This is a genomic window from Microbacterium shaanxiense (genome assembly GCF_054779995.1).
In genome coordinates this window covers 106,942-126,506 of the sequence record NZ_BAAGXE010000002.1, presented here as the reverse complement: position 1 = coordinate 126,506, position 19,565 = coordinate 106,942, and the positions used below count along the sequence as shown (strand labels likewise).

Below are 19,565 nucleotides of genomic sequence, written 5' to 3'. Positions count from 1 at the left end.
GCGATGCCCTTCAGCCGTCGATCCGACCACTGACACCAGTTCTTTGAGGAGTTATGAACCGATGGGCACCAACCCCAGGCGCTACCCGGCCCCGGGTGGGGTCTGCTTCGACTCGGCGAGCTCGTCGACGACGAGCCGGCGCTCCTCCGTCGTTCCGTTGCGATAGGCCTGGCGTCCGACCATGTGCGCGGACAGCGGCGCGGTCGCGAACTGCATCAGCACGATGGGTGCGACCAGCGCGAGCCCGAGGAGGATGCCGCCGACCGAACGCTGCGCGAGCGCGACGGCCAGGCAGATCAGGATCACTCCGAGCACCTGCGGCTTGGTCGCCGCGTGCAGGCGCGACGGCACATCGCGGAAGTGCAGCAGTCCCACGGCCGCCGAGAGGCACAGCACCGCGCCGAACAGGATCAGTACCAGCACCGTCACGTCGATGACGGCATCCGGAATCTCGAAGTCGAACACGTTCATGATGTCGTGTTGTCCCTTCTCGCCACGTAGCGGGCGACCGAGATCGATCCGAACACCCCTACCGCCGCGATGATGAGCAGCACGGGGACGCTGCGGGTGTGTCCGTTGATCGCCATCTCCGCGCCCAGCACGCACATGACCTCGGTGAGGAGCACATCGGATGCCACGGCGCGGTCGAGGATCGACGGGCCGCGGATGATCCGGAACATCGTCAGGATCGCCGCGATGGCGAACACCGCCACGATCAGGATCATCAGAACGTTCATCGCCCACCCCCCGCGCGCTCGTCGGCCTTCAGGGCACGATACTGCGCCGGGCTGCCCAGCGCCCGTACGATCCGCTTCTCCCAGCGCAGCACCCCGTCGCGCTGCGCGTCGGCGTCCGCCCGCGTGCGCACCCCGATCACGTGCAGGTAGAGCACCCTGCGGTCACGATCCGTCTCGACCACCAGCGATCCGGGGATCAGCGATGACGTGACCGAGACGTGCGTCATGACCAGGTCGTCGGCGTACTTCAGCGGCACGGCGATGATCGCCGCACCCGGCTGACGACGGAAGTCGAACACCTGGATCGACACCGCGATCGCGCCGCGCAGGACGGCGAACAGGAACTGCACGACGAACAAGGCTCCGTACCAGAGGTTGATGCGTCCGGAGAGCTCGATGGTCGGCAGGCGGAAGACGCGGGTGACGAACACCGCGACGACGAGCCCGGTGACGAACGACAGCAGCGTGAACTGGTTCCACAGCAGCATCCACAGCACGACGAGCCACGCGAGGAACGGAAGCTGCAGCCACACGTCGTGAAGGCGATGGCGTTGGGTCTCGGGACTCATGGCGCCACCACCTCCTCTTCCAGCTGCACGAGGCTCACCGGCTGCAGCAGCGCGTCGCCGATGCGATCGCACAGTGCGTACAGCGGTCCGGCGAAGATCGTCAGCAGCAGTGTCACGCCGACCATCCCCCCGGTCGCGAGCGTCATGATCCTCGGGATGCGGCGGCGCTCCTGCTGCTCGTCCGCGGCCGGTGCGTTGCCGAGGTACTCGATCCGCCCGTCGGTCTCGGCCGAATCCTCCTCCTCGCGCCAGAACGACAGGTTCCAGGCGCGCATGAGCGCGTAGAGGGTGAGCAGCGAGGTCAGGATGCCGCCGAAGATCAGCACCATCATGATCGGGGTGCCGACGGATGCCGCGGCCTCGAACAGTGCGAACTTGCCGATGAATCCGGAGAACGGCGGCAGGCCGCCGAGGTTGATGGCCGGTACGAAATAGAGCACGGCCAGCAGCGGCGCCGCCTTCAGCAGCCCCTTGACCCTGAGGATCGACGTGCTGCCGGCTCTTCGCTCTATGAGTCCGACCGCGAGGAACAGGGTGGTCTGCACGACGATGTGGTGCACGATGTAGTACACCGTGGCGCCGATCGCCGCTGGCGTCGCGATCGCCAGGCCGAAGATCATGTAGCCGACGTGGCTGACGAGGGTGAACGAGAGGATCCTCTTCAGCTCCGCCTGCGCGACCGCACCGAGTACGCCGATGATCATGGTCGCGAGGGCGACGATCAGCAGCAGCGTGTCGATGCTGTTCTCGGCGAAGAGCTGCGTCTCGGTGCGGATCAGCGCGTAGACGCCGACCTTGGTCAGCAATCCGGCGAACACCGCGGTGACCGGTGCCGGCGCGGTCGGATAGGAGTCGGGCAACCAGAAGGACACCGGGAAGATGGCCGCCTTGATGCCGAACGCGACCACGAGCATCAGGTGCAGCACGAGCTGCGTCTCCTGCGGCAGCTCGGTCATCCGCTCGGCGATCTGCGCCATGTTCACGGTGCCGAGGGCGCCGTAGATCATCGCGATCGAGGCGAGGAAGAGGATCGACGAGACGAGCGAGACGACGATGTAGACCGCACCGGTGCGGATGCGCGATTCGGTGCTGCCGAGCGTGATGAGGACGTACGACGCCACGAGCAGGATCTCGAACCCGACGTAGAGGTTGAACAGGTCACCCGCGATGAACGCGTTGAAGATGCCGGCCGCGAGGATCAGGTACGAGGGGTTGAAGATGGAGATCGGTGTCTCGTCCGACCCGTCGGCGGCGCCCTGGCCGATCGAGAAGAGCAGCACCGCGAGCAGCACGATGCTGGAGATCAGCACGAGCAGGGCGGCGAGCCGGTCGACGTAGAGCACGATGCCGAACGGCACCGGCCATCCACCTACCGAGACGGCCAGTGGGGATCCTCCGTCGACCGCGATGAGCAGTACGGCGGCGATGATGGCCACCGCCGCGAGGGCCGCGACCGTGACGAAAACCTGCAGGCGCGGGCTTCGTCCGAACACCAGGGTGATCGCCGCGCCCAGCAGCGGGAGTGCGACGAGCAGGGGGACGAGTGCACTCATGTGCGGTCCTCCTCGTCGTCGTCAGTGGTCGTGGTCGTGTCGGCGGGTTCGACCCTTGTCCACGGCCGATCCATGGGGGCGTCGTCGCGGATGGATGCGTGATCGCGCATCTGCAGCACGGTGATGGGCGAGGTGCGCACGTCGACGAAGTCGGTCGTGGCCTCTTCGTCCTCGGCATCCCCCTCGTCGTCCATGACGTCTTCGTCTTCATCCGTGCGCTCGCGCAGCGCGATGTCGGCCTCGTCGTCCTCGACGGTGTCGGCCTGGCCCAGTTGCCAGGAACGGTAGATCAGGGCGAGGAGGAATGCGGAGACCGCGAACGTGATCACGATGGCGGTGAGCGTGAGCGCCTGTGGCAGCGGGTCGCTCACGTCGCCTTCAGCGCCGAAGAACGGCGCACCCGCCGGCACGCCCATGACGATCAGCAGGAGCAGATTGGTGGCATTGCCCAGCAGCAGGAACCCGATGAGCACGCGGGTGAGGCTGCGCTCGAGCATCGCGTACACGCCGCACGCGAAGAGCACGGCCATGACGATGATGAGGGTCAGCGACACATCCATCAGACGCTCACCCCCCGCGAGCGCATCTCCTGGGCCTGCCGGTCGACCTCGGCGCCGAGGCTGCGGAGCACATCGAGGACGAGACCGATGACGACGAGGTACACGCCGATGTCGAAGACGGTCGAGGTGACGAACTCCATGTGCCCGAGACCGGGGATCTCCCATTCCCAGAACGAGCTGGTGAGCGGCGCGAGGCCGAAGAACAACGGCAGCACCGCACTGCCGACGGCCAGGATGAGACCGGCGCCCAGCAGGCGGCCGGCATCCGTGGGCGCTGCGGCGCCGAGCTCCCAGCGTCCGCCGGCGACGTATCGCATCACGAGCGCCATACCGGCGACGAGTCCGCCGGCGAAGCCGCCGCCGGGCCCGTTGTGGCCGGCGAAGAGCAGGTAGATGGAGACGACGATGATCGTGTGGAACAGGATGCGGACGATCACCTCGAGCAGGATCGATCGGTTCTCCGGCTTCATCTGCTGACCGCCGATGAGCCAGGCACGGGGGCTGCTGCGATTCTCAGTGGTCTGGAAGCGGATGCCGTCGGTCGTCTCCACGAGCGGCGCGATGCGCGCCTTGCGCCGGATGCGCTTGGGCAGCGACGGACGCTGGGAGAGCATGTCGGCGCGATGGGTCACGAACACGAGGGATGCCACGCCGGTCGCGGCCAGCACGAGCACGGAGAGCTCGCCCATGGTGTCCCAGCCGCGCAGGTCGACGAGCGCAACATTGACGACGTTCTTGCCGTGGCCGAGCTCGTAGGCGAGTTCGGGGAAGGTGATCGAGATCGGCTCGGTGATGCGCGCCTGGGTCGCGACCACGGCGATGAACGCCATCGTGACCCCGACGCCGATCGCGAGCACCGCGCGCGGGATGCGGGAGACCGAGGCGTTGTGCTCGCCCATGCGCGAGGGCAGGCGCCTCAGGACCAGGGCGAAGGTCACCATCGTCACTGTCTCGACGAGGATCTGCGTGAGAGCGAGATCGGGGGCGCCGCTCGTCGCGAACAGCGTGACCATGCCCAAGCCCGTGACCGAGACGAGGACGACCCCGGTATAGCGCTTGCGCGCCTGCACCGCGACGACGGCGGCGATGGCCATGATCGGGGCGACGGCGATCTGGGTCGGGGTGTGCCAGGCCGACAGGTTCAGCTGATCGATGTCGCTCGCCAGGAGCGCTGTGGTCTCCGCCGCCACGAACACGACGAAGATCGTGCCGACGTAGACGGGCAGCGAACCCCGCTGCGTGAGCGTCGTGGTGATCACCGACAGGCGGTCGATGCCGCGCATCACGAGGTAGTACACATCGGCGGCGGTGAACTTCAGCGCGCGTGCCTTGCGGTCCCAGCCGGTGCGCCTGCTGAGCAGGAACAGTCCGATGCCGAGCACGACCGACAGCACGGAGATGCCCAGCGCCGGCTCGAAGCCGTGCCACAGCGCGAGATGCCCGGGGCCCTCGACCGCGAGACCGTCGGCGTCGAGCCCCGGCACCGCGGTGACCGCGTAGCCGTGCAGCGCGGTGTCGAGCGCGGGTGCGCCGATGCCCAGAGCGACCGTCGCGCCGGCCAGGATGATCGGTGCCGACAGGAAGCCCACCGGAGGGTCGGGCCAGACGGTGTCCGGCATCCGCTCACCCTGCGCGTCGCGCTTCTTCCAGAACGCGCCCCACAGGAAACGGACTCCATATGCCGCCGTGAGCATGGATCCGAGGATGACTCCGATCAGAGCGACGAGGGCCCACGGCGATCCACCGAGTGCGTCGTCGAGCAGCCCGGTGAGCGCCGATTCCTTCGCGACGAATCCGACAGTGGGCGCGATTCCCGCCATCGACGCGACCGAGATGAACGAGGCCGTGGCCATGACCGGCGCCTGTCTGCCGACGCCGGAGAGCTCATCGATGTCACGCGTCGAGAGCTGGCGGTCGATGACTCCGACGACGAGGAACAGCGCGGACTTGAACAGCGCGTGCCCGACGACCAGCGCCAGACCTGCGAGCGCCGTCGCCTGCGTTCCGTATCCGACCATCACGGTGAAGAAGCCGAGCTGGCTGACGGTGCCGAAGGCCAGGATGCGCTTGAGGTCGGTCTCTCGCAGCGCCTGGATGCCGCCGAGGAGCATCGTGAGCACCCCGAGCGAGATGACGATCGGCCGCCATGGCTCTGACAGCGCGAAGATCGGCGCGAACCGCGCGATGAGGTAGATGCCGGCCTTCACCATCGCCGCGGCGTGCAGGTAGGCGCTCACCGGGGTCGGCGCCGCCATCGCGCCGGGGAGCCAGAAGTGGAACGGGAAGATGGCCGACTTGCTGAGCGCTCCGATCAAGAGCATCACGATGGCCGCGTTCACGAGCGGTCCGGTCGGTGCGAGGGTGAGCATCTCGGTGATGCTCGACGTTCCGGTGTCCACGACCAGCAGCACCACGCCGACGAACATCACGAGGCCGCCGAGGGTGGTCACCAGCAGCGCCTGCAGCGCCGCACGACGGCTGGCGGCGCGCCTGCGATAGTGCCCGATGAGCAGGTAAGACAGGATGCTGGTGACTTCCCAGAACATCACGAGCATGACGAGGTCGTCGGTGAGGACGAGCCCGTACATCGCACCGGCGAAGCCGAGCAGGACTCCGGCGAACTGCCCCAGGTCGGCGGCCTCGTCGTGGAAGTACCAGCGGCAGTAGAGCAGCACCAGGGCGCCGACGCCGGTGACGATGAGGGTCATCACCCAGCCCAGCACGTCCATGTGCATCGACAGGTTCAACCCGAGCTGGGGGATCCACTCCACGCTCTCGAACGGCATCGCGTCGCCGGCGAGAACCTGCGGCGTCATGACGAGCGCCTGAACGAATGCCGCGGCGGGAATGAGAGCAGCGATCGCGAACGCCCGCGCTCCGAGCCAACGTACCAGCGCGGGGAGGAGAAGGGCCCCGAGAAGGAACACGGCAAGGAGCAACAGCATAAGCGGCTCCTCAATGGCTCGTCGAGGCCTTGCGGCACAGGCGGGCGGGCTTTCTGAGAGTTTACCGGCTCATACGTCGTGAGAGTTCCGCGTTCGGCGCACAACCATGCATGAAAGAGTGGTGGACATGCGACAGACGTGGGTCCGCGAACTGAGCGGCTGGCTCGCCGCCGCCCTCATCTCCGTCGTCACCGTGGCTCAGATCGCATCGACCGCGAGGGTGGATCTGCTGCTGCGCGACAGTGACTCACTGGTCGTCGCGCTGCTCGTGCGCTCGGTGGCCGAGGGGGAATCCTTCGACTGGGTGATGTCGAGCGTCCTGTTCCTGCCGGAGATCGCGGTCTTCGCACTGCTCTGGATGCTGGGGAGCGTGTTCGCTCTCGACGTCAATGCCATTTTCGTGATCAACGCGGTCTTCAACCTGACGGCGCTGTACGGCGCTGTCCGTCTGGCCGCGGGTCGCCGGCGCGTCGGCACCGCACCGGTCGTCTGGTCGGTTCTCGCGGTCGGGGTGTTCGGCCTCGTCGCGATGACCGAGACGTCCGCCTCTCGGGACTCGCTCGAGCTCGCGTCACTGCTCGCGACCACGACGTACTACTCGGCCACGGTGATCGCGGTCCTCGTGAGCGTCGGCATCGTGCGGCGGGTGTTCGACAGCACCGGTCGGCCACCGCGACTGCTGCACGTGCTGCTCGGCGTCGTCGCCGTCGTGTCCACGCTCTCCAATCCGCTCTACGCGGCGTGGGCGACGGTGCCGCTGAGCCTGCTCCTCGGTCTCGCCGCGGTGTATCAGCCCTCCCGCGAACAGGCCCTGCGGCTGCTCGCATGGCTCATCGGCGGCACCGTGACCGGTTTCGTCGCCCGCATTCCACTTTCGGAATGGATTGCCAACGACGGATCCACCTATGCGCAGCCGACGCTGTGGCCGCAATCGGCCGCTTACTACGGCGGCCTTCTCGGCGAGCGGCTGTCCACTCCCCTCGGCGCGATCGGCACGCTGATGCTGGTGGGCCTTGTGCTGCTGGCGGTCGTGCGCTCGCTCCGTGCACGGACTCCTGGCGCTCGGATCGTGGCGACCGCGGCCTGGCTGCTCCCGGTCCTCGTGACGGTCGGAGCCGTCGCGCTCGGAACACATGCCGCCCGGTATCTCGAGCCGGTGGCGTTCGCGCCCGTCCTCGCGCTGGTCGCCTCTCCTCGCGCGCTGCGCGTGCCACGTCGTGCCGCTCTTGCCGCCACCGCCGGCGCGGGTGTGCTGCTGGTCGTCGGCGCGGGCGTCAGTGCTCCCCGTATCGCAGTCGCGGCACAGCATCCGAATGCCGACCTCGCGTGCGTGAACGATTGGATCACGGCATCCGGGCAGACCGGCGCAGGCCAGTTCTGGACGGTGCGCCTGCCGAAGCTGCACCTCGATGATCCGTCTCAGCTCGTCCAGGTCGACCATCAGCTGAACGCCTACGCATGGCTCATCAACCGTTCGGACTTCGACGTCGGAAAGGTCACCTTCCTCGTCGAGGACTCGCAGAGCTCACCCTGGGCGCTGGGCACCAACGCGCTCCCGACCGCCGTGATCCCGTGCGGCCAGTACACGATCCACGACTTCACGCCCGTCGAGCTGCCTCTCGGGCCGGCCCGCTCCTGACGTCGGCGCTCGACCGGCGTCAGGCCGCCGGCGCAGCCGTCGTCGTGCCGGCCCGGAAGCGGCAGGTGAAGTGCAGCGACGATGCGGGCTCACCGCGCAGCATCCGCGCGACCTGCTCCCCCGCCGCTCTGCCCTTCTCGGCAGCCGGCTGCACCATGGTGGTGAGCATGTGCGGTCCGATCCCGTCGACCCTGATGCCGTCGAAGCCGACGACGCTCAGGTCTTCCGGAACACGCAGGCCGAGGTCTTCCGCGGCACGGATCACCCCGGCCGCGAGAAGATCGCTCTGCGCCAGGATCGCGGTCGGACGGGTGACAGGATCGCTGAGCAGCGCCCGCCCCGCGATCACCCCGTCGTCAATCGAGCTGCTCCCGGCCGAGATGGCAGGCAGGTCGGGGTAGACGTCCCTCGCGCCGGCGAGGCGCTCCAGCGTGACGTCGATCGTGGCGCGCGCCAGGCGGTCATCCGTGACCCTGCCTCGGATGCGATCGCTGTCAAGAGGCAGCGTCACGGCAGCGACCCGCTCGTGGCCGAGCTGCTTGACGTGCCGCGTGATCTCCGCCGCCGCCTCGCGGTTGTCGAGCGTGATCTGGGGGATCCCCTCCCCCGCGTCTCCTTCGATCACGACGACCGGAAGGCCTCTGCCGCGCACGATCTCCAATGACGCACGGGCTCGTCCTGAGCATCCGATCAGCACGACCGCGTCGACCGGGGCCGTGCTCAACGCCGACACCTCGCCCTCCCCCGGCTCGTCGCGCAGCAGCAGCACTCCGGCGCCGAGCGAGGCGAGTCCGTCCGTGAGACCGTCCATCATCGGAATCGTCACCGGGTCGAGGAACGCGGTGCGCAGCTGCCCCTCGAGGACGACGGCGACGATCCCACTCCGTCCGCGACGCAGCGAGGCCGCCCGCGGATCGGGGCCCGCGTACTCGAGCTCGGCCGCCGCTGCGAGCACACGTTCTCGCGTCGCCTCGGACACGCGCGTGGCGCCGCTGAAGACGACCGATGCCGTCGACGTCGACACGCCAGCCGCGCGGGCGACATCCGCGAGCGTCGCACGACGCGGAGTGGATTGCGGGAGCGCGGACGGTGTCATCCTTCGAGGATAACCCGGACCATTTCCCGAAATCGAATCGATTCGATACGCTCTCTCCATGGACTACGCCCTCACCCGCTCGCAGTACGTGCGCTGGCGCAACGCGACCTTCGCGATCTTCCTCGCCAGTGGCGTCTCGATCGCGACCTGGGCCTCCCGCGTGCCGGACATCAAGCTCGCGCTGGACATCGACAACACGCAGATCGGGCTGCTGCTGCTCGGGATGGGCATCGCGTCGATCCTCGGCATCTCGACGGGGCCCGCCGTCATGGCGCGCACGGGAGCACGTCGCGGGATGCTGTCGATGATGATCATGCTGTCGATCGGCCTCGTGCTGATCGGCGTCGGCACGACGCTGTTCGCATCGTTCCCCGTCGTCATCATCGGCCTGGCGCTGTTCGGCTACGGCAACGGATGCCTCGACGTGATGATGAACGTCGAGGCGACGGCGATCGAGCAGGAGGCAGGGAAGACGATCCTGCCGCTGTTCCACGCGTTCTTCAGCTTCGGAACGGTTATCGGCGCCGGCCTCGGCTGGGCGGCCACCAACTGGCACATCGCCGTCGCACCTCATGCCATCGTCGTCGCCGTGCTCATCTTCGTCGGCGCGTTCGTCTGCATCGCGAACGTGCCCAACCGCGACGCGACGCTCGATCCTGAGGAGTCGGGCGACAAGCCCCACTGGCGCGAACGCATGCACATGGCGATGTCGGCGTGGCGCGAGCCGCGCACCTACGCGCTCGGCGTCGTGATGCTCGGCATGGCCTTCGCAGAGGGCGGAGCCAACGACTGGCTGGCGCTCGGCATGAGCGAAGACCACGGCGGAGGCGCTGCAATGGGCGCGGCCGCCCTGACGGTGTTCTCCGTCGCGATGACCACGGTGCGCATCTTCGGCGGACCGCTCGTCGACAGGTTCGGCCGTGTGCTCGTGCTGCGCATCCTCGCGGTGGCGGCAACCGGCGGCATCCTGCTGTTCATCATCGCCCCCTCACTCCCCCTCGTCTTCGTCGGCGCAGCACTGTGGGGCATCGGCGCATCACTCGGATTCCCTCTCGGCATGTCGGCGGCGGCTGACGACCCGGCCAAGGCTGCGGCCCGCGTGAGCGCGGCGGCCACGATCGGGTATGTCGCGTTCCTCGGCGGCCCGCCGATCCTCGGACTGATCAGCGAGCACATCGGCCTGCTGAACACCCTGTTCATCCTGGTCGTGCTCGTCGCGGCCTCCGGTCTCGCATCCGGCGCCGCCCGGCCGCTGAACTCGAACGCCGAGGCGCCGAAGAAGTAGGGCTCAGCGCGCTCGGGTCCGGGCGATCGCCGCCGCGTGCGATCTGCTCTCCGCTCCGAGCTTGGCCAGCACGTTCGACACGTGCGTCTTCACCGTGGGGACGGAGATCACCAGTCGTTCCGCGAGCTGCGCGTTGGACCATCCCTGAAGGATGCCGTCCAGCACATCCCGCTCGCGTGCGGTGAGCGCCGTGTCGTCCACGGCATCCGCCACCATCGCGGCACCGTGCTCGGCCTTGATGATGGCAGCGAGCGCGCGCCGCGTGACCCGTGCGTCGAGCACGCCGTCCCCCGAGGCGACCGTGCGCACCGCCTGGACCAGTGTGTGCGCGTCGGCGGTCTTCAGCAGGAATCCGGCCGCACCCGCCCTGATGGCCCCGAAGACGAGTTCGTCCTCATCGAAGCTCGTGAGCACGAGCACTTCGCTGAGACCCCGCTCGACGATCTCGCCCGTCGCGGAGATCCCGTCGCGTCCGGGCATGCGCAGATCCATCAGCACGACGTCAGGGCGGAGCGATGCGGCGTTGCGCACCGCGATGTCACCGTCGGCCGCCTCACCGACGACCGTGACCCCGTGTGATTCCAGCATGATGCGCAGCCCCGCGCGGATGGCGGCGTGATCGTCGGCGAGCAGTACCGTCGGCGAGGTCATGCCGGAACCCCGATCGGCAGCTCCGCGTGCACCGACCAGCCCCCGTCGACCGGACCGGCGCGGAAGGTTCCATCCAGTGCACGTACCCGTTCTCCGAGCATGCTCAGACCCCATTCGTTGCCGCCGGCGTGCGTGACGGGTGTCCCGCCACGGGAGTCGACGCGGACCGACACGGTCATGTCGTCGGCGATGATCTCGACGTCGACATCCGCTCCAGACGCGTGCCGGATGCAGTTCGCCAGCGCCTCTCGCACGATGCGCACGATGGTCTGCTCGACGAGCACGGGAAAGCGGTCCTCCTGCAGTGGTGTCGACGCCACGCGCAGCCCTGTGCGCCGTGCGTTCGCGATGATCCCTTCGAGATCCTCGATCCTCGGCGCGGGCGTCAGCTCACCGGCGCCGCCCCGCAGCACCGCGATCATGGTGCGCAGCGCCGTGTGCGCGTCGAGCCCGGCATCGCGCACGGCCTGCAACGCCGCGCGATCGCGTTCCTCGTCCGGCGGCGTCGACAGCACGGCCTCGGCACGGATCGCCATCGCCATGACATGTCCGGCGACCGCATCATGCAGCTCGCGCGCCATCATCTCCCGCTCGCGCAGCACGGCCTCCGAGCGATCGCGCTCCGCCTCGCGCTCAGCGGCTTCGGCGCGCTGCCGGTGCAGGTCGGCGAGCTCGTTCGCCTGCGCCACCGCCACCGCCCACCAGTAGTCGGTCCCGAAGATCGCCCCGAACTGCACGGCGATGAGGAAGGCGACCGGCAGAGGAGCATCCGCGAGCAGCAGGGCTGCGGCCGACAGGGCGAGCGTGGCGACCCCGAGGAGCACCAACAGGATCCGTCGCGCGCTGGCACCGGCCACGAATGCCGCCCTCCACAGCACATCCAGCAGGACGACGAGTGTTCCGATCCCCCCGACGGTGAGCAGATCGGCCACGAACAGCACGGACACCGCCGCGAGGACGAGCATCGGGGCCCGGTACTTCAGCACGGCCAGTGCGCACGCCGGCAGAGCGAACGCGAGAGCCCACCAGGCCGAGACATCGGTGCCGAGCAACGAGAACGGCGTCCAGACCGACCGGAACCCCAGGGCGGCCATCACCACTGCCAGCAGCGCCATCGCGACCGGATCGACGATCCACCTCGTGCGGCGGTACCAGCTGCCGAATCGCTCGGTCGCCTGTTGCTGCATCACCTCATGCAATCACGTCGTGCGCACTGCCGCATCCGACCAAAGGATGAGAGGACGTCGCGACCTTCGCCCGATCCGCTGTCCGCGCACATGGAACACGGTGGAGGCATGGAACTCTTCGCCGGCGCACCCCTCCTGCTGTCGCTCGCCGTCCTCGCACTCGTGGACAGCCTCAGCATCGGCACCCTGCTCATCCCGGTCTTCCTCCTGCTGAGCCCCGGCAAGGTGCGGATCGGCAGAGTGCTGCTCTACCTCGCCACGATCGCGGCGTTCTACCTCGCCGTCGGGCTGCTGTTCCTCTGGGGCCTCGTCAACGTGGTCGACGTCGCGTCGGACTTCCTCTCGTCCCCCGCCGGCACCATCATCCGACTCGTCGTGGGCGTCGGACTGCTGGTGGCGTCGTTCCTCATCCCCTCGTCGTCCAGGAAGAAGGCCGAGCAGCCGATCTCCGCATCGGCCTCGTCCTCTCTCGAGGGCTTCGCGACGCCGGATGCTGCCGCCTCCGCACCCACGCCGGAACAGCCCCGGGCACCCGGCAGGATCATGCGATGGCGTGATCGCCTGCTCGCCCCGCAGGCGACGCGCACCGCCTTGATGTCGGTCGCCGTGGCCGCGGGCCTGGTCGAGGTGGCCACGATGCTGCCGTACATCGTCGCGATGACGATGCTCGCGGATGCCGGCCTCGACACGCCGGCACGCATCGTGTCACTGGTCGGCTACTGCCTCGTCATGATCGTTCCCGCGCTCATCCTCCTGCTTCTGCGCATCGTCGCCGCTCCCGTCATCACCAGACCACTGCAGCGCCTCGCCGACTGGATGCAGCGGACCGGCGCGGAGAACACGGCGTGGATCATCGGCATCCTCGGATTTCTCATCGCGCGCGCAGCGGCGGTCGAACTCGGACTCTTCGACCTCGGACTGGGGATCCTCGACTCGATCGACGGTTAGGCTCGACGGGTGCGCCTCGTCATTGCCCGCTGCTCCGTCGACTACTCGGGTCGACTCAACGCCCACCTCCCCCTCGCGACGCGTCTGCTCGTGCACAAGGGCGACGGAAGCCTGCTCGTGCACTCGGACGGCGGCAGCTACAAGCCGTTGAACTGGATGAGCCCGCCGTGCACTCTCGTCACAGAGGTCCCTGGCGAGGAAGAGGCCAGCGCCGGCGTCATCGACGTGTGGCGCGTCACGCACAAGAAGACCGGCGACGCGCTGCGCGTGCAGATCTACGAAGTGCTGCACGATTCCGCGCACGAGCTGGGCATCGACCCCGGTCTGCAGAAGGACGGCGTCGAGGCCGACCTGCAGCGCCTGCTCGCGGAGCAGGTCGATCGCATCAGCGAGGGCGCGACGCTCGTTCGCCGCGAGTTCCCCACGGCGATCGGCCCGGTCGATCTGATGGTCCGGGATGCTTCGGGAGCGGCCATCGCCGTGGAGATCAAGCGCCGCGGCGACATCGACGGCGTCGAGCAGCTCACCCGCTACCTCGAGCTGCTGGGCCGCGATCCGCACCTCGCGCCTGTGCAGGGCGTGTTCGCCGCCCAGGAGATCAAGCCACAGGCCCGCGTGCTCGCCGAGGACCGCGGCATCCGCTGCCTCGTGCTCGACTACGACGACATGAAGGGCATCGAGTCAGGGGTACCGCGGCTGTTCTGACGCACTGGCGCGCCGACGACTGCCCATAGGCTGGAGGGATGCCTCACTCCCCTTTCTCCTGCGTGCTCTGGGATGTCGACGGCACCATCGCCGACGCGACGCCGGGCATCTTCCCCCGTCTCCTCGAGGTACTGGCATCGTTCGGCCAGCCGGCACCCGACCCCGCATCGCTGCCCCGATGGGTCGGACCGCCGATGTACGAGTCGTTCCAGAGCCTGGCGGGGCTGAGCGCCACGCAGGCCGAGGACGCCCTGGTCCGCTACCGGACTCTCGCCGCCCGCGACGGCTACGCGGCCTCGGTTGACATCTACCCCGGAGTCCCCGAGATCATCCGCGCGGTCGCGGCGGCAGGCATCCCGCAGGCGACCGCGAGCACGAAGCCCGAGAACCAGGTCATCGCGATCCTCGAGCACAACGATCTGCTCGGGCTCTTCGCCGCCGTCTCAGGCGCACGCAGCGGCACGATCGGGCGCAGCGACAGCAAGTACGACGTCGTCGGATGGGCGATGGACCGGCTGACGGCAGCCGGCGTCGACACCTCACGACCCGTGCTCGTCGGCGACCGCCACCACGATGTGGAGGGCGCAGCCGAGCACGGCATCCCGGTCATCTTCGCGGAATGGGGCTTCGGAGACACCTCGGAGGGCGACTCGGCCGCCTACCGCGTCGCGGATGCCGACGCACTGCGAACGCTGCTGCTGCCGTAGAGAGCACAACACTCCCCGCCGGTGCACGCTGTTTACGCACGCCGGGGCGGAGAGTGCTGTGTTATCGCCTCAGATGGGGCGGATGTTCTCGGCCTGCAGGCCCTTGGGGCCCTGTGCAACCTCGAACTCGACGCGCTGGTTCTCGTCGAGTGAGCGGTAGCCGCTTGCTTCAATGGCGGAGTAGTGCGCGAAGACGTCAGCGCCGCCGTCATCGGGGGAGATGAAGCCGAAGCCCTTCTCCGAGTTGAACCACTTGACCGTGCCTTGGGTACTCATGTACTGCCGTTCTGCTGAAATGTGTGTCGACGCAGGGTGCCCCGACGATGCCCACAATATCTGTGCAGCGCTGGAGCGGAATAGCCCGGGGCAGAAGGTAACCCAAATGTTGCATGAGCGTCACGCCGACGGCACAGAGGCGACCTGGCGCGGAAAAGAGTGCGGCCCTCACCGCGGGGGGAGCGGTGAGGGCCAAAGACGACCGGAGGGTGCGTCATAGAACACCCTAACCCCAAAAGCTGAATCTTGTCCCCCATTTGGGGGACAAATTCTGAAAAACGTGGGATGATGAGCCGATAGCGGCCCCCTCGAATAGTCCATTGGGGACTGAACTACTCGAGAGGGCCCAATCGCATGCGCGGATCGTCTGGCTCTGGGGAAGCCAGGAGCCGTCATCTGGGGACGACGGCGACGATCAATCCCCGTGCGCATGCACCTTCACATTAGGGGAGGATGAACGACCTCGTCCAGGGAGATCCGGGACGAGGTCAACGAAGGTCCGGGGAGATTGATCCCGCGTGGATCGCAGGTTTCGGGAAGAGATGGGATGCACAGCACGGAGGCGACTCCGGCATCTCGTCCCTCCCGAAACCGCGGGATCTCAATGCCGCTGCGGACGGACGCCCTTCGCTCACCGTCGCCATCGCGGCGTCCCTAACGGTCGTCGTCGCGCGCGTCAACCCCGTCGCCGAATATCTGTGCCGATGTGAGAGTCGTTCCTACGGATCACCTGATCCCCGACGAAAGGAATGGATCAATGGGTATTGGAGACAAGGCGAAGCACGCAGCTGAAGACGTCGCTGGTCACTTCAAAGAAGGCGTCGGCAAGGCCACGGACAACGAGAAGCTCGAGGCCGAGGGCAAAGCCGAACAGGCCAAGGCCGATCTGAAGAAGGCCGGCGACAAGGCGAAGGACGCCTTCGAGAACTGAGGCGGACCTTCTCTCCCTGCGTCCGGAACACTGACATGACGCGTTTCGGTGTCGAGGAGGAGTTCGCCCTCCTCGACGAGGAGACGTTCGTTCCCGTGCCACTGGGCGGCGCCGCGATCGATGCGCTGTCCGGTGGCACGGGCGCGTACAGGGCCGGCACCGTGAAGAAGGAGTTCCTGAACTCGCAGGTCGAGTTCGCCACCTCTCCCGTGCACACCCTCGCTGAGGCCCAGACGCAGCTGCAGCCGTGCCGCCGATCGCTCTCGGAGTTCGCCCGCCAGCACAGAGCGGTGGCGATCGGCATGGGCACGGCGTTCGGGATCGCACCGGCGGGAACCGTCACGCGCTCCGAGCGGTACGGCCAGATCGCGCACTGGCTCGGCCGCATCAGCGACACGCACCACGTCAACGGCCTGCACGTCCACGTCGAGATCCCGGATGAAGAGGCGAGGGTCCGTGCGATGAACGCGGTCCGCCCGTGGTTGCCCGTGCTGCTCGCACTGTCGGCGAACTCCCCCTTCGCGGATGCCTGCGACACGGGCCACGACAGCTGGCGGAGCATCGTCATGCGTCGCCTCCCGCTCTTCGGCGCACCTCCGCACTTCGCCGACGCTGACGACTATCACTCGACCGTGGACCGATTGATCGATGCGCACGTCATCCCCGATGCGGCATCAGTGGCCTGGGTGGCCCGTGCGTCCGCCCGCTATCCGACCCTCGAGATCAGGGTCTTCGACGCCCAACTCTGCACGGCCGACACTCTGCTGCTCGCCTCGTTGTGCAGGGCTCTGGCCCTCACGCAACCGGTCGACGGTCCCGTCCACGACGCGGAAGCGATCCAGACCTCTCTGTGGTCGGCGGCGCGGTGGGGGATGGAGGCGACGCTCGTGCACCCCGTCTCGACCGAGCCCGTCACGGCGAGAGCGGCGACCGATCTCCTGCTGCAGACGATCGCACCAGCACTCGAGCAGGCCGGCGACCTGGACTACGTGCAGGAGCGCCTCTCACGCGTGCTCCGCGAGGGGAACGGTGCACAGCGTCAACGCGCCGCGCATCACGCCGCCGGCATCGCCGGACTGCGCGCGCTCGTCAGCGCTCCGCAGCCTGCGGCGGCATGAGGCCGGCCGACATGCGCCGGGGCCAGCCCATCAACCGTGTCGCCGTCCGACATCGCTCGAAAGGTTGATCATGCGCACTGGACGCGGCGCCGATCATGGCGCCGCGTCCGATCCAGGCGGGTCCGCTCAGCTGACGACGTGGACGACGCTGCCGACGAACACGGAGAGGATGGTGGTCCATCCGATGATCGCGACGGCCTGCCAGATGAGGACGCGTGCCTTGCTGACCCCGGTGGCGGCGAGCATCGTCGCCGTGAACTGGGTGGGCAGCAGGAGCGGGCCGAGCAGGCTGACTCCGGGCACGCCGTAACGGTCGAGCGCCCGACGGAACTTCACCTTGCGCGCCGCGCTGCGGCTGCCGTCGGCCTCGTCGTCGGCCTCGACCACCGTGACGCCGCCGGCGCCGCCGGCCGCGGCCAGACGCGCCTTGCGCTGCTGGTTGCGACCGATCACGGCGCTGCGCGCTCCCGAGCTGAGAAGCACGAGCACGAGCACGCAGAGGAAGTTGCCGATGATCCCGGCGATCGCAGCGATCACGGGATGGATGCCGCCGATGATGCCGATGCTCGCCGCTCCCTCACCCTCGATGAAGGGCACCGCGCCCGCCAGGGCGACGATGAGGGGCTGCACCAGCTCAGGCACCTGCGCGACCAGGTTCTGGAAGGTCTCGATGAGGTTCATGGATGTTCCTGTCCTTGCGACGGCCTGGGCATCTCCCCGGCGATGACTCCAGTTCATCGCTTTCCTTCTGGTGCCAGAAGTGCCCCGCTGTCACCGCTTTCCGGGGCGATCGCCCGACGGGTGGGTGACATGTGTCATGGCCGTAATGTGGACGGCATGAGCAGCGCGTCCGCATCCGTCCCCGACGACTCCGATGCCGCAGCGTTGAAGGGTTCCGTGCGCCTGGCCAGGGGAGTGACCGCCACCTGGTACTACACGATCTCTGCCCTGCTCTTCTTCGAACTGTTCATCGTCGCGAACACCGTGCTCCTCATCCTCGGCGCCGGCATCCGCCCATCGGCCGCAGCCGTCGCGATCGCGATCGGCGGACTCGTCTGGGTCGTCTCGACCGTGGCGCTGATGGTCGACTACCGTCACCGCACGGACACCGCAGGGCTGGTGCGGTGGCGTCGACAACTCCTCCCGCTGCTGGTGGCAGTGGCCTATGCGATCCTGGCCGGCACGATGTCCGGGCTGTGGACGGTCGCCTCCGTGCCCGTACTGCAATCGCTCCTGCTGCTCAACTGGCAGCCAGGGGTGCGCATGCGCGCGATGCTCACCGCCACCGTCGTGATCATCGGTCTCGCCGTTGTCGACTTCCGCATGCTCGACAGCGCAGCGGCGGGTTTCGGGCCGCTGGCAGTGTTCTCGGCGATGCTGCCGGCCATGACCGTCGCCTCGCTGTGGTGGTGGGACGTATTGGTGCGGCTCGACCGTGCACGCGTGTCGGAGAGTCGCCTCGCGGCGACGCAGGAGCGCCTGCGAGTCGCGACCGACGTGCACGATCTGCAGGGACATCATCTTCAGGTCATCGCCCTCCAGCTCGAGCTCGCCGAGCGGCTCATGGCCAAGGATCCGGATGCTGCGCTCGAACAGTTACGCGCGGCGCGGGGGAGCGTGGCCGAGGCGCAGCAGGGAACCCGCGACCTCGCGCTGCGATTCCGTTCCGCGCCGCTGACCGACGAGATCGCCAACGCGGTGGATCTGCTGAGGGCCGCAGGCACATCCGCTGAGGCGACAATCGACGCCGGAGCGGATCACGCGCCGGCATCCGTTCTGGGACCCGTCATCCGCGAGACCACGACGAATGTGCTGCGTCACGGCGGCGGCCGGTGGGCTCATCTCTCCTTGAAACGGGCGGGGGAGGCGTGGCGGTACGAGATCGTGAACGACGCGGGCGGCGATCAGACGGTCTCGGAGGACGGCTCAGGGCTCGACGGCGTCGGTCGACGGGCGTCGGAAGCAGGGGGCGCCCTGGAGGTGCGACGCGGCAAGCAGGAGTTCGCGGTCGTCGTGATCGTTCCGGCCGAGGGCGTGGAAGGAGATGCACGATGATCCGTGTACTGCTCGCCGATGACGAGGCGATGATCCGCTCGGCACTGGCCGCCCTGCTGCGGCTGGAGGAGGACATCGACGTCGTGGCGGAGTGCGCCGACGGCGAGGAGGCGCTGGCCGAGGCCATCCGGCTGACGCCCGACATCTGCCTGCTCGATCTGGAGATGCCCGGGATCGACGGCGTGGAGGTGGCGGAGCGCCTGCGGCGCCAGACGTCCATCCGTTGCGTGGTCGTGACGCGTCACGCCAGGCCCGGCGTCCTGCGGCGAGCGCTGGCATCCGGAGTTGCCGGATTCCTGCCGAAATCGCGCGGCGCGAACGAGGTGGCCGAGGTCATCAGGCGCGTCGCGGCTGGTGCGCGCTACGTCGACCCGGAGATCGCGGCAGATGCGCTGAGCGACGAGCGCTCTCCTCTCACCGACCGTGAGCTCGACGTGCTGCGGGCAGGGCGGCGCGGGGAGACGACCGGACAGATCGCGCGCGCTCTGTCGCTCGCGCCGGGAACCGTGCGCAATCACGTCTCGACCGTACTGGGGAAGCTGCATGTCACGACGCGCCAGCAGGCAGTGCTGGTCGCAGAAGAGCGCGGCTGGATCTGACGCG

At 68.1% G+C, this 19,565-nt stretch carries 20 protein-coding genes; 9 read left to right on the top strand and 11 right to left on the bottom strand.

The window, feature by feature from the left end; translation table 11 throughout:
* Positions 1-81 precede the first annotated feature (81 nt).
* Genes mnhG through ACYVG2_RS05470 form a run of 6 tightly spaced genes read right to left on the bottom strand, consistent with a single transcriptional unit; the run spans position 82 to position 6,364 of the window.
* Positions 82-471: a monovalent cation/H(+) antiporter subunit G gene (gene mnhG, locus ACYVG2_RS05495; protein ID WP_460780040.1), complete on the bottom strand. Its 390-nt coding sequence runs from the start codon at positions 469-471 to the stop codon at positions 82-84.
* On the bottom strand, positions 468-737 hold the full coding sequence (locus tag ACYVG2_RS05490) for a monovalent cation/H+ antiporter complex subunit F (protein ID WP_460780039.1): 270 nt from the start codon (positions 735-737) through the stop codon (positions 468-470). Before ACYVG2_RS05490 ends, mnhG begins: the two co-directional genes overlap by 4 nt.
* Positions 734-1,306 carry a Na+/H+ antiporter subunit E gene (locus ACYVG2_RS05485; protein WP_460780038.1) on the bottom strand — a complete coding sequence of 191 codons (573 nt, stop codon included), beginning with the start codon at positions 1,304-1,306 and terminating at the stop codon, positions 734-736. Before ACYVG2_RS05485 ends, ACYVG2_RS05490 begins: the two co-directional genes overlap by 4 nt.
* Positions 1,303-2,859, bottom strand: coding sequence for a Na+/H+ antiporter subunit D (locus tag ACYVG2_RS05480; protein ID WP_448967089.1), 1,557 nt, complete (start codon positions 2,857-2,859; stop codon positions 1,303-1,305). Before ACYVG2_RS05480 ends, ACYVG2_RS05485 begins: the two co-directional genes overlap by 4 nt.
* Positions 2,856-3,419 (bottom strand): Na(+)/H(+) antiporter subunit C, encoded by a 564-nt coding sequence (locus ACYVG2_RS05475; RefSeq protein WP_460780037.1) that lies wholly within the window; start codon positions 3,417-3,419, stop codon positions 2,856-2,858. The genes ACYVG2_RS05480 and ACYVG2_RS05475 overlap by 4 nt, the downstream gene beginning before the upstream one ends.
* Positions 3,419-6,364 (bottom strand): Na+/H+ antiporter subunit A, encoded by a 2,946-nt coding sequence (locus ACYVG2_RS05470; protein WP_460780036.1) that lies wholly within the window; start codon positions 6,362-6,364, stop codon positions 3,419-3,421. The genes ACYVG2_RS05475 and ACYVG2_RS05470 overlap by 1 nt, the downstream gene beginning before the upstream one ends.
* A 127-nt stretch (positions 6,365-6,491) precedes the next feature.
* Here ACYVG2_RS05470 and ACYVG2_RS05465 point away from each other — a divergent pair, with 127 nt between their 5' ends.
* Entirely contained in the window at positions 6,492-8,003 is a 1,512-nt protein-coding gene (locus tag ACYVG2_RS05465; RefSeq protein ID WP_460780035.1) for a hypothetical protein, read from the top strand.
* A gap of 19 nt (positions 8,004-8,022) precedes the next feature.
* Here the strand turns inward: ACYVG2_RS05465 and ACYVG2_RS05460 are convergent, their stop codons facing one another.
* Positions 8,023-9,099: a LacI family DNA-binding transcriptional regulator gene (locus tag ACYVG2_RS05460; protein ID WP_460780034.1), complete on the bottom strand. Its 1,077-nt coding sequence runs from the start codon at positions 9,097-9,099 to the stop codon at positions 8,023-8,025.
* Between the two features lie 58 nt (positions 9,100-9,157).
* Here ACYVG2_RS05460 and ACYVG2_RS05455 point away from each other — a divergent pair, with 58 nt between their 5' ends.
* Entirely contained in the window at positions 9,158-10,384 is a 1,227-nt protein-coding gene (locus ACYVG2_RS05455) for an MFS transporter (RefSeq protein WP_460780033.1), read from the top strand.
* A gap of 3 nt (positions 10,385-10,387) precedes the next feature.
* On the opposite strand, the gene ACYVG2_RS05450 is transcribed toward ACYVG2_RS05455, so the two are convergent.
* Both ACYVG2_RS05450 and ACYVG2_RS05445 read right to left on the bottom strand, forming a co-directional pair.
* Positions 10,388-11,035: a response regulator transcription factor gene (locus tag ACYVG2_RS05450; protein WP_460780032.1), complete on the bottom strand. Its 648-nt coding sequence runs from the start codon at positions 11,033-11,035 to the stop codon at positions 10,388-10,390.
* Positions 11,032-12,222 carry a sensor histidine kinase gene (locus ACYVG2_RS05445; protein WP_460780031.1) on the bottom strand — a complete coding sequence of 397 codons (1,191 nt, stop codon included), beginning with the start codon at positions 12,220-12,222 and terminating at the stop codon, positions 11,032-11,034. Before ACYVG2_RS05445 ends, ACYVG2_RS05450 begins: the two co-directional genes overlap by 4 nt.
* A gap of 108 nt (positions 12,223-12,330) precedes the next feature.
* Here ACYVG2_RS05445 and ACYVG2_RS05440 point away from each other — a divergent pair, with 108 nt between their 5' ends.
* From ACYVG2_RS05440 to ACYVG2_RS05430, 3 genes are read left to right on the top strand one after another with little or no spacing between them, the layout of a single operon-like run.
* On the top strand, positions 12,331-13,170 hold the full coding sequence (locus tag ACYVG2_RS05440) for a GAP family protein (RefSeq protein ID WP_460780029.1): 840 nt from the start codon (positions 12,331-12,333) through the stop codon (positions 13,168-13,170).
* A gap of 9 nt (positions 13,171-13,179) precedes the next feature.
* The gene (gene nucS / locus ACYVG2_RS05435; RefSeq protein WP_448967098.1) at positions 13,180-13,875 is read left to right on the top strand and encodes an endonuclease NucS; all 696 of its coding nucleotides are present in this window, start codon (positions 13,180-13,182) and stop codon (positions 13,873-13,875) included.
* A 38-nt stretch (positions 13,876-13,913) separates the two neighbouring features.
* Positions 13,914-14,582: an HAD hydrolase-like protein gene (locus ACYVG2_RS05430; protein ID WP_460780028.1), complete on the top strand. Its 669-nt coding sequence runs from the start codon at positions 13,914-13,916 to the stop codon at positions 14,580-14,582.
* 69 nt (positions 14,583-14,651) lie between these two features.
* Here the strand turns inward: ACYVG2_RS05430 and ACYVG2_RS05425 are convergent, their stop codons facing one another.
* Positions 14,652-14,858 (bottom strand): cold-shock protein, encoded by a 207-nt coding sequence (locus tag ACYVG2_RS05425; RefSeq protein ID WP_033105552.1) that lies wholly within the window; start codon positions 14,856-14,858, stop codon positions 14,652-14,654.
* 757 nt (positions 14,859-15,615) lie between these two features.
* Between ACYVG2_RS05425 and ACYVG2_RS05420 the strand changes: the two genes are divergently transcribed.
* Complete coding sequence (locus ACYVG2_RS05420; protein WP_448967100.1) at positions 15,616-15,789, top strand: CsbD family protein; 174 nt, start codon at positions 15,616-15,618, stop codon at positions 15,787-15,789.
* Between the two features lie 35 nt (positions 15,790-15,824).
* Positions 15,825-16,907 (top strand): carboxylate-amine ligase, encoded by a 1,083-nt coding sequence (locus tag ACYVG2_RS05415; RefSeq protein ID WP_460780027.1) that lies wholly within the window; start codon positions 15,825-15,827, stop codon positions 16,905-16,907.
* A gap of 126 nt (positions 16,908-17,033) precedes the next feature.
* Here the strand turns inward: ACYVG2_RS05415 and ACYVG2_RS05410 are convergent, their stop codons facing one another.
* A complete protein-coding gene (locus tag ACYVG2_RS05410) occupies positions 17,034-17,588 on the bottom strand; it encodes a small multidrug efflux protein (RefSeq protein WP_448967103.1) in 555 nt (184 codons plus the stop codon).
* 156 nt (positions 17,589-17,744) lie between these two features.
* On the opposite strand from ACYVG2_RS05410, the gene ACYVG2_RS05405 reads away from it, so the two are divergent.
* The gene (locus tag ACYVG2_RS05405) at positions 17,745-18,962 is read left to right on the top strand and encodes a sensor histidine kinase (RefSeq protein ID WP_460780026.1); all 1,218 of its coding nucleotides are present in this window, start codon (positions 17,745-17,747) and stop codon (positions 18,960-18,962) included.
* Positions 18,959-19,561, top strand: coding sequence for a response regulator (locus tag ACYVG2_RS05400; protein WP_460780025.1), 603 nt, complete (start codon positions 18,959-18,961; stop codon positions 19,559-19,561). The genes ACYVG2_RS05405 and ACYVG2_RS05400 overlap by 4 nt, the downstream gene beginning before the upstream one ends.
* Positions 19,562-19,565: the final 4 nt, after the last annotated feature.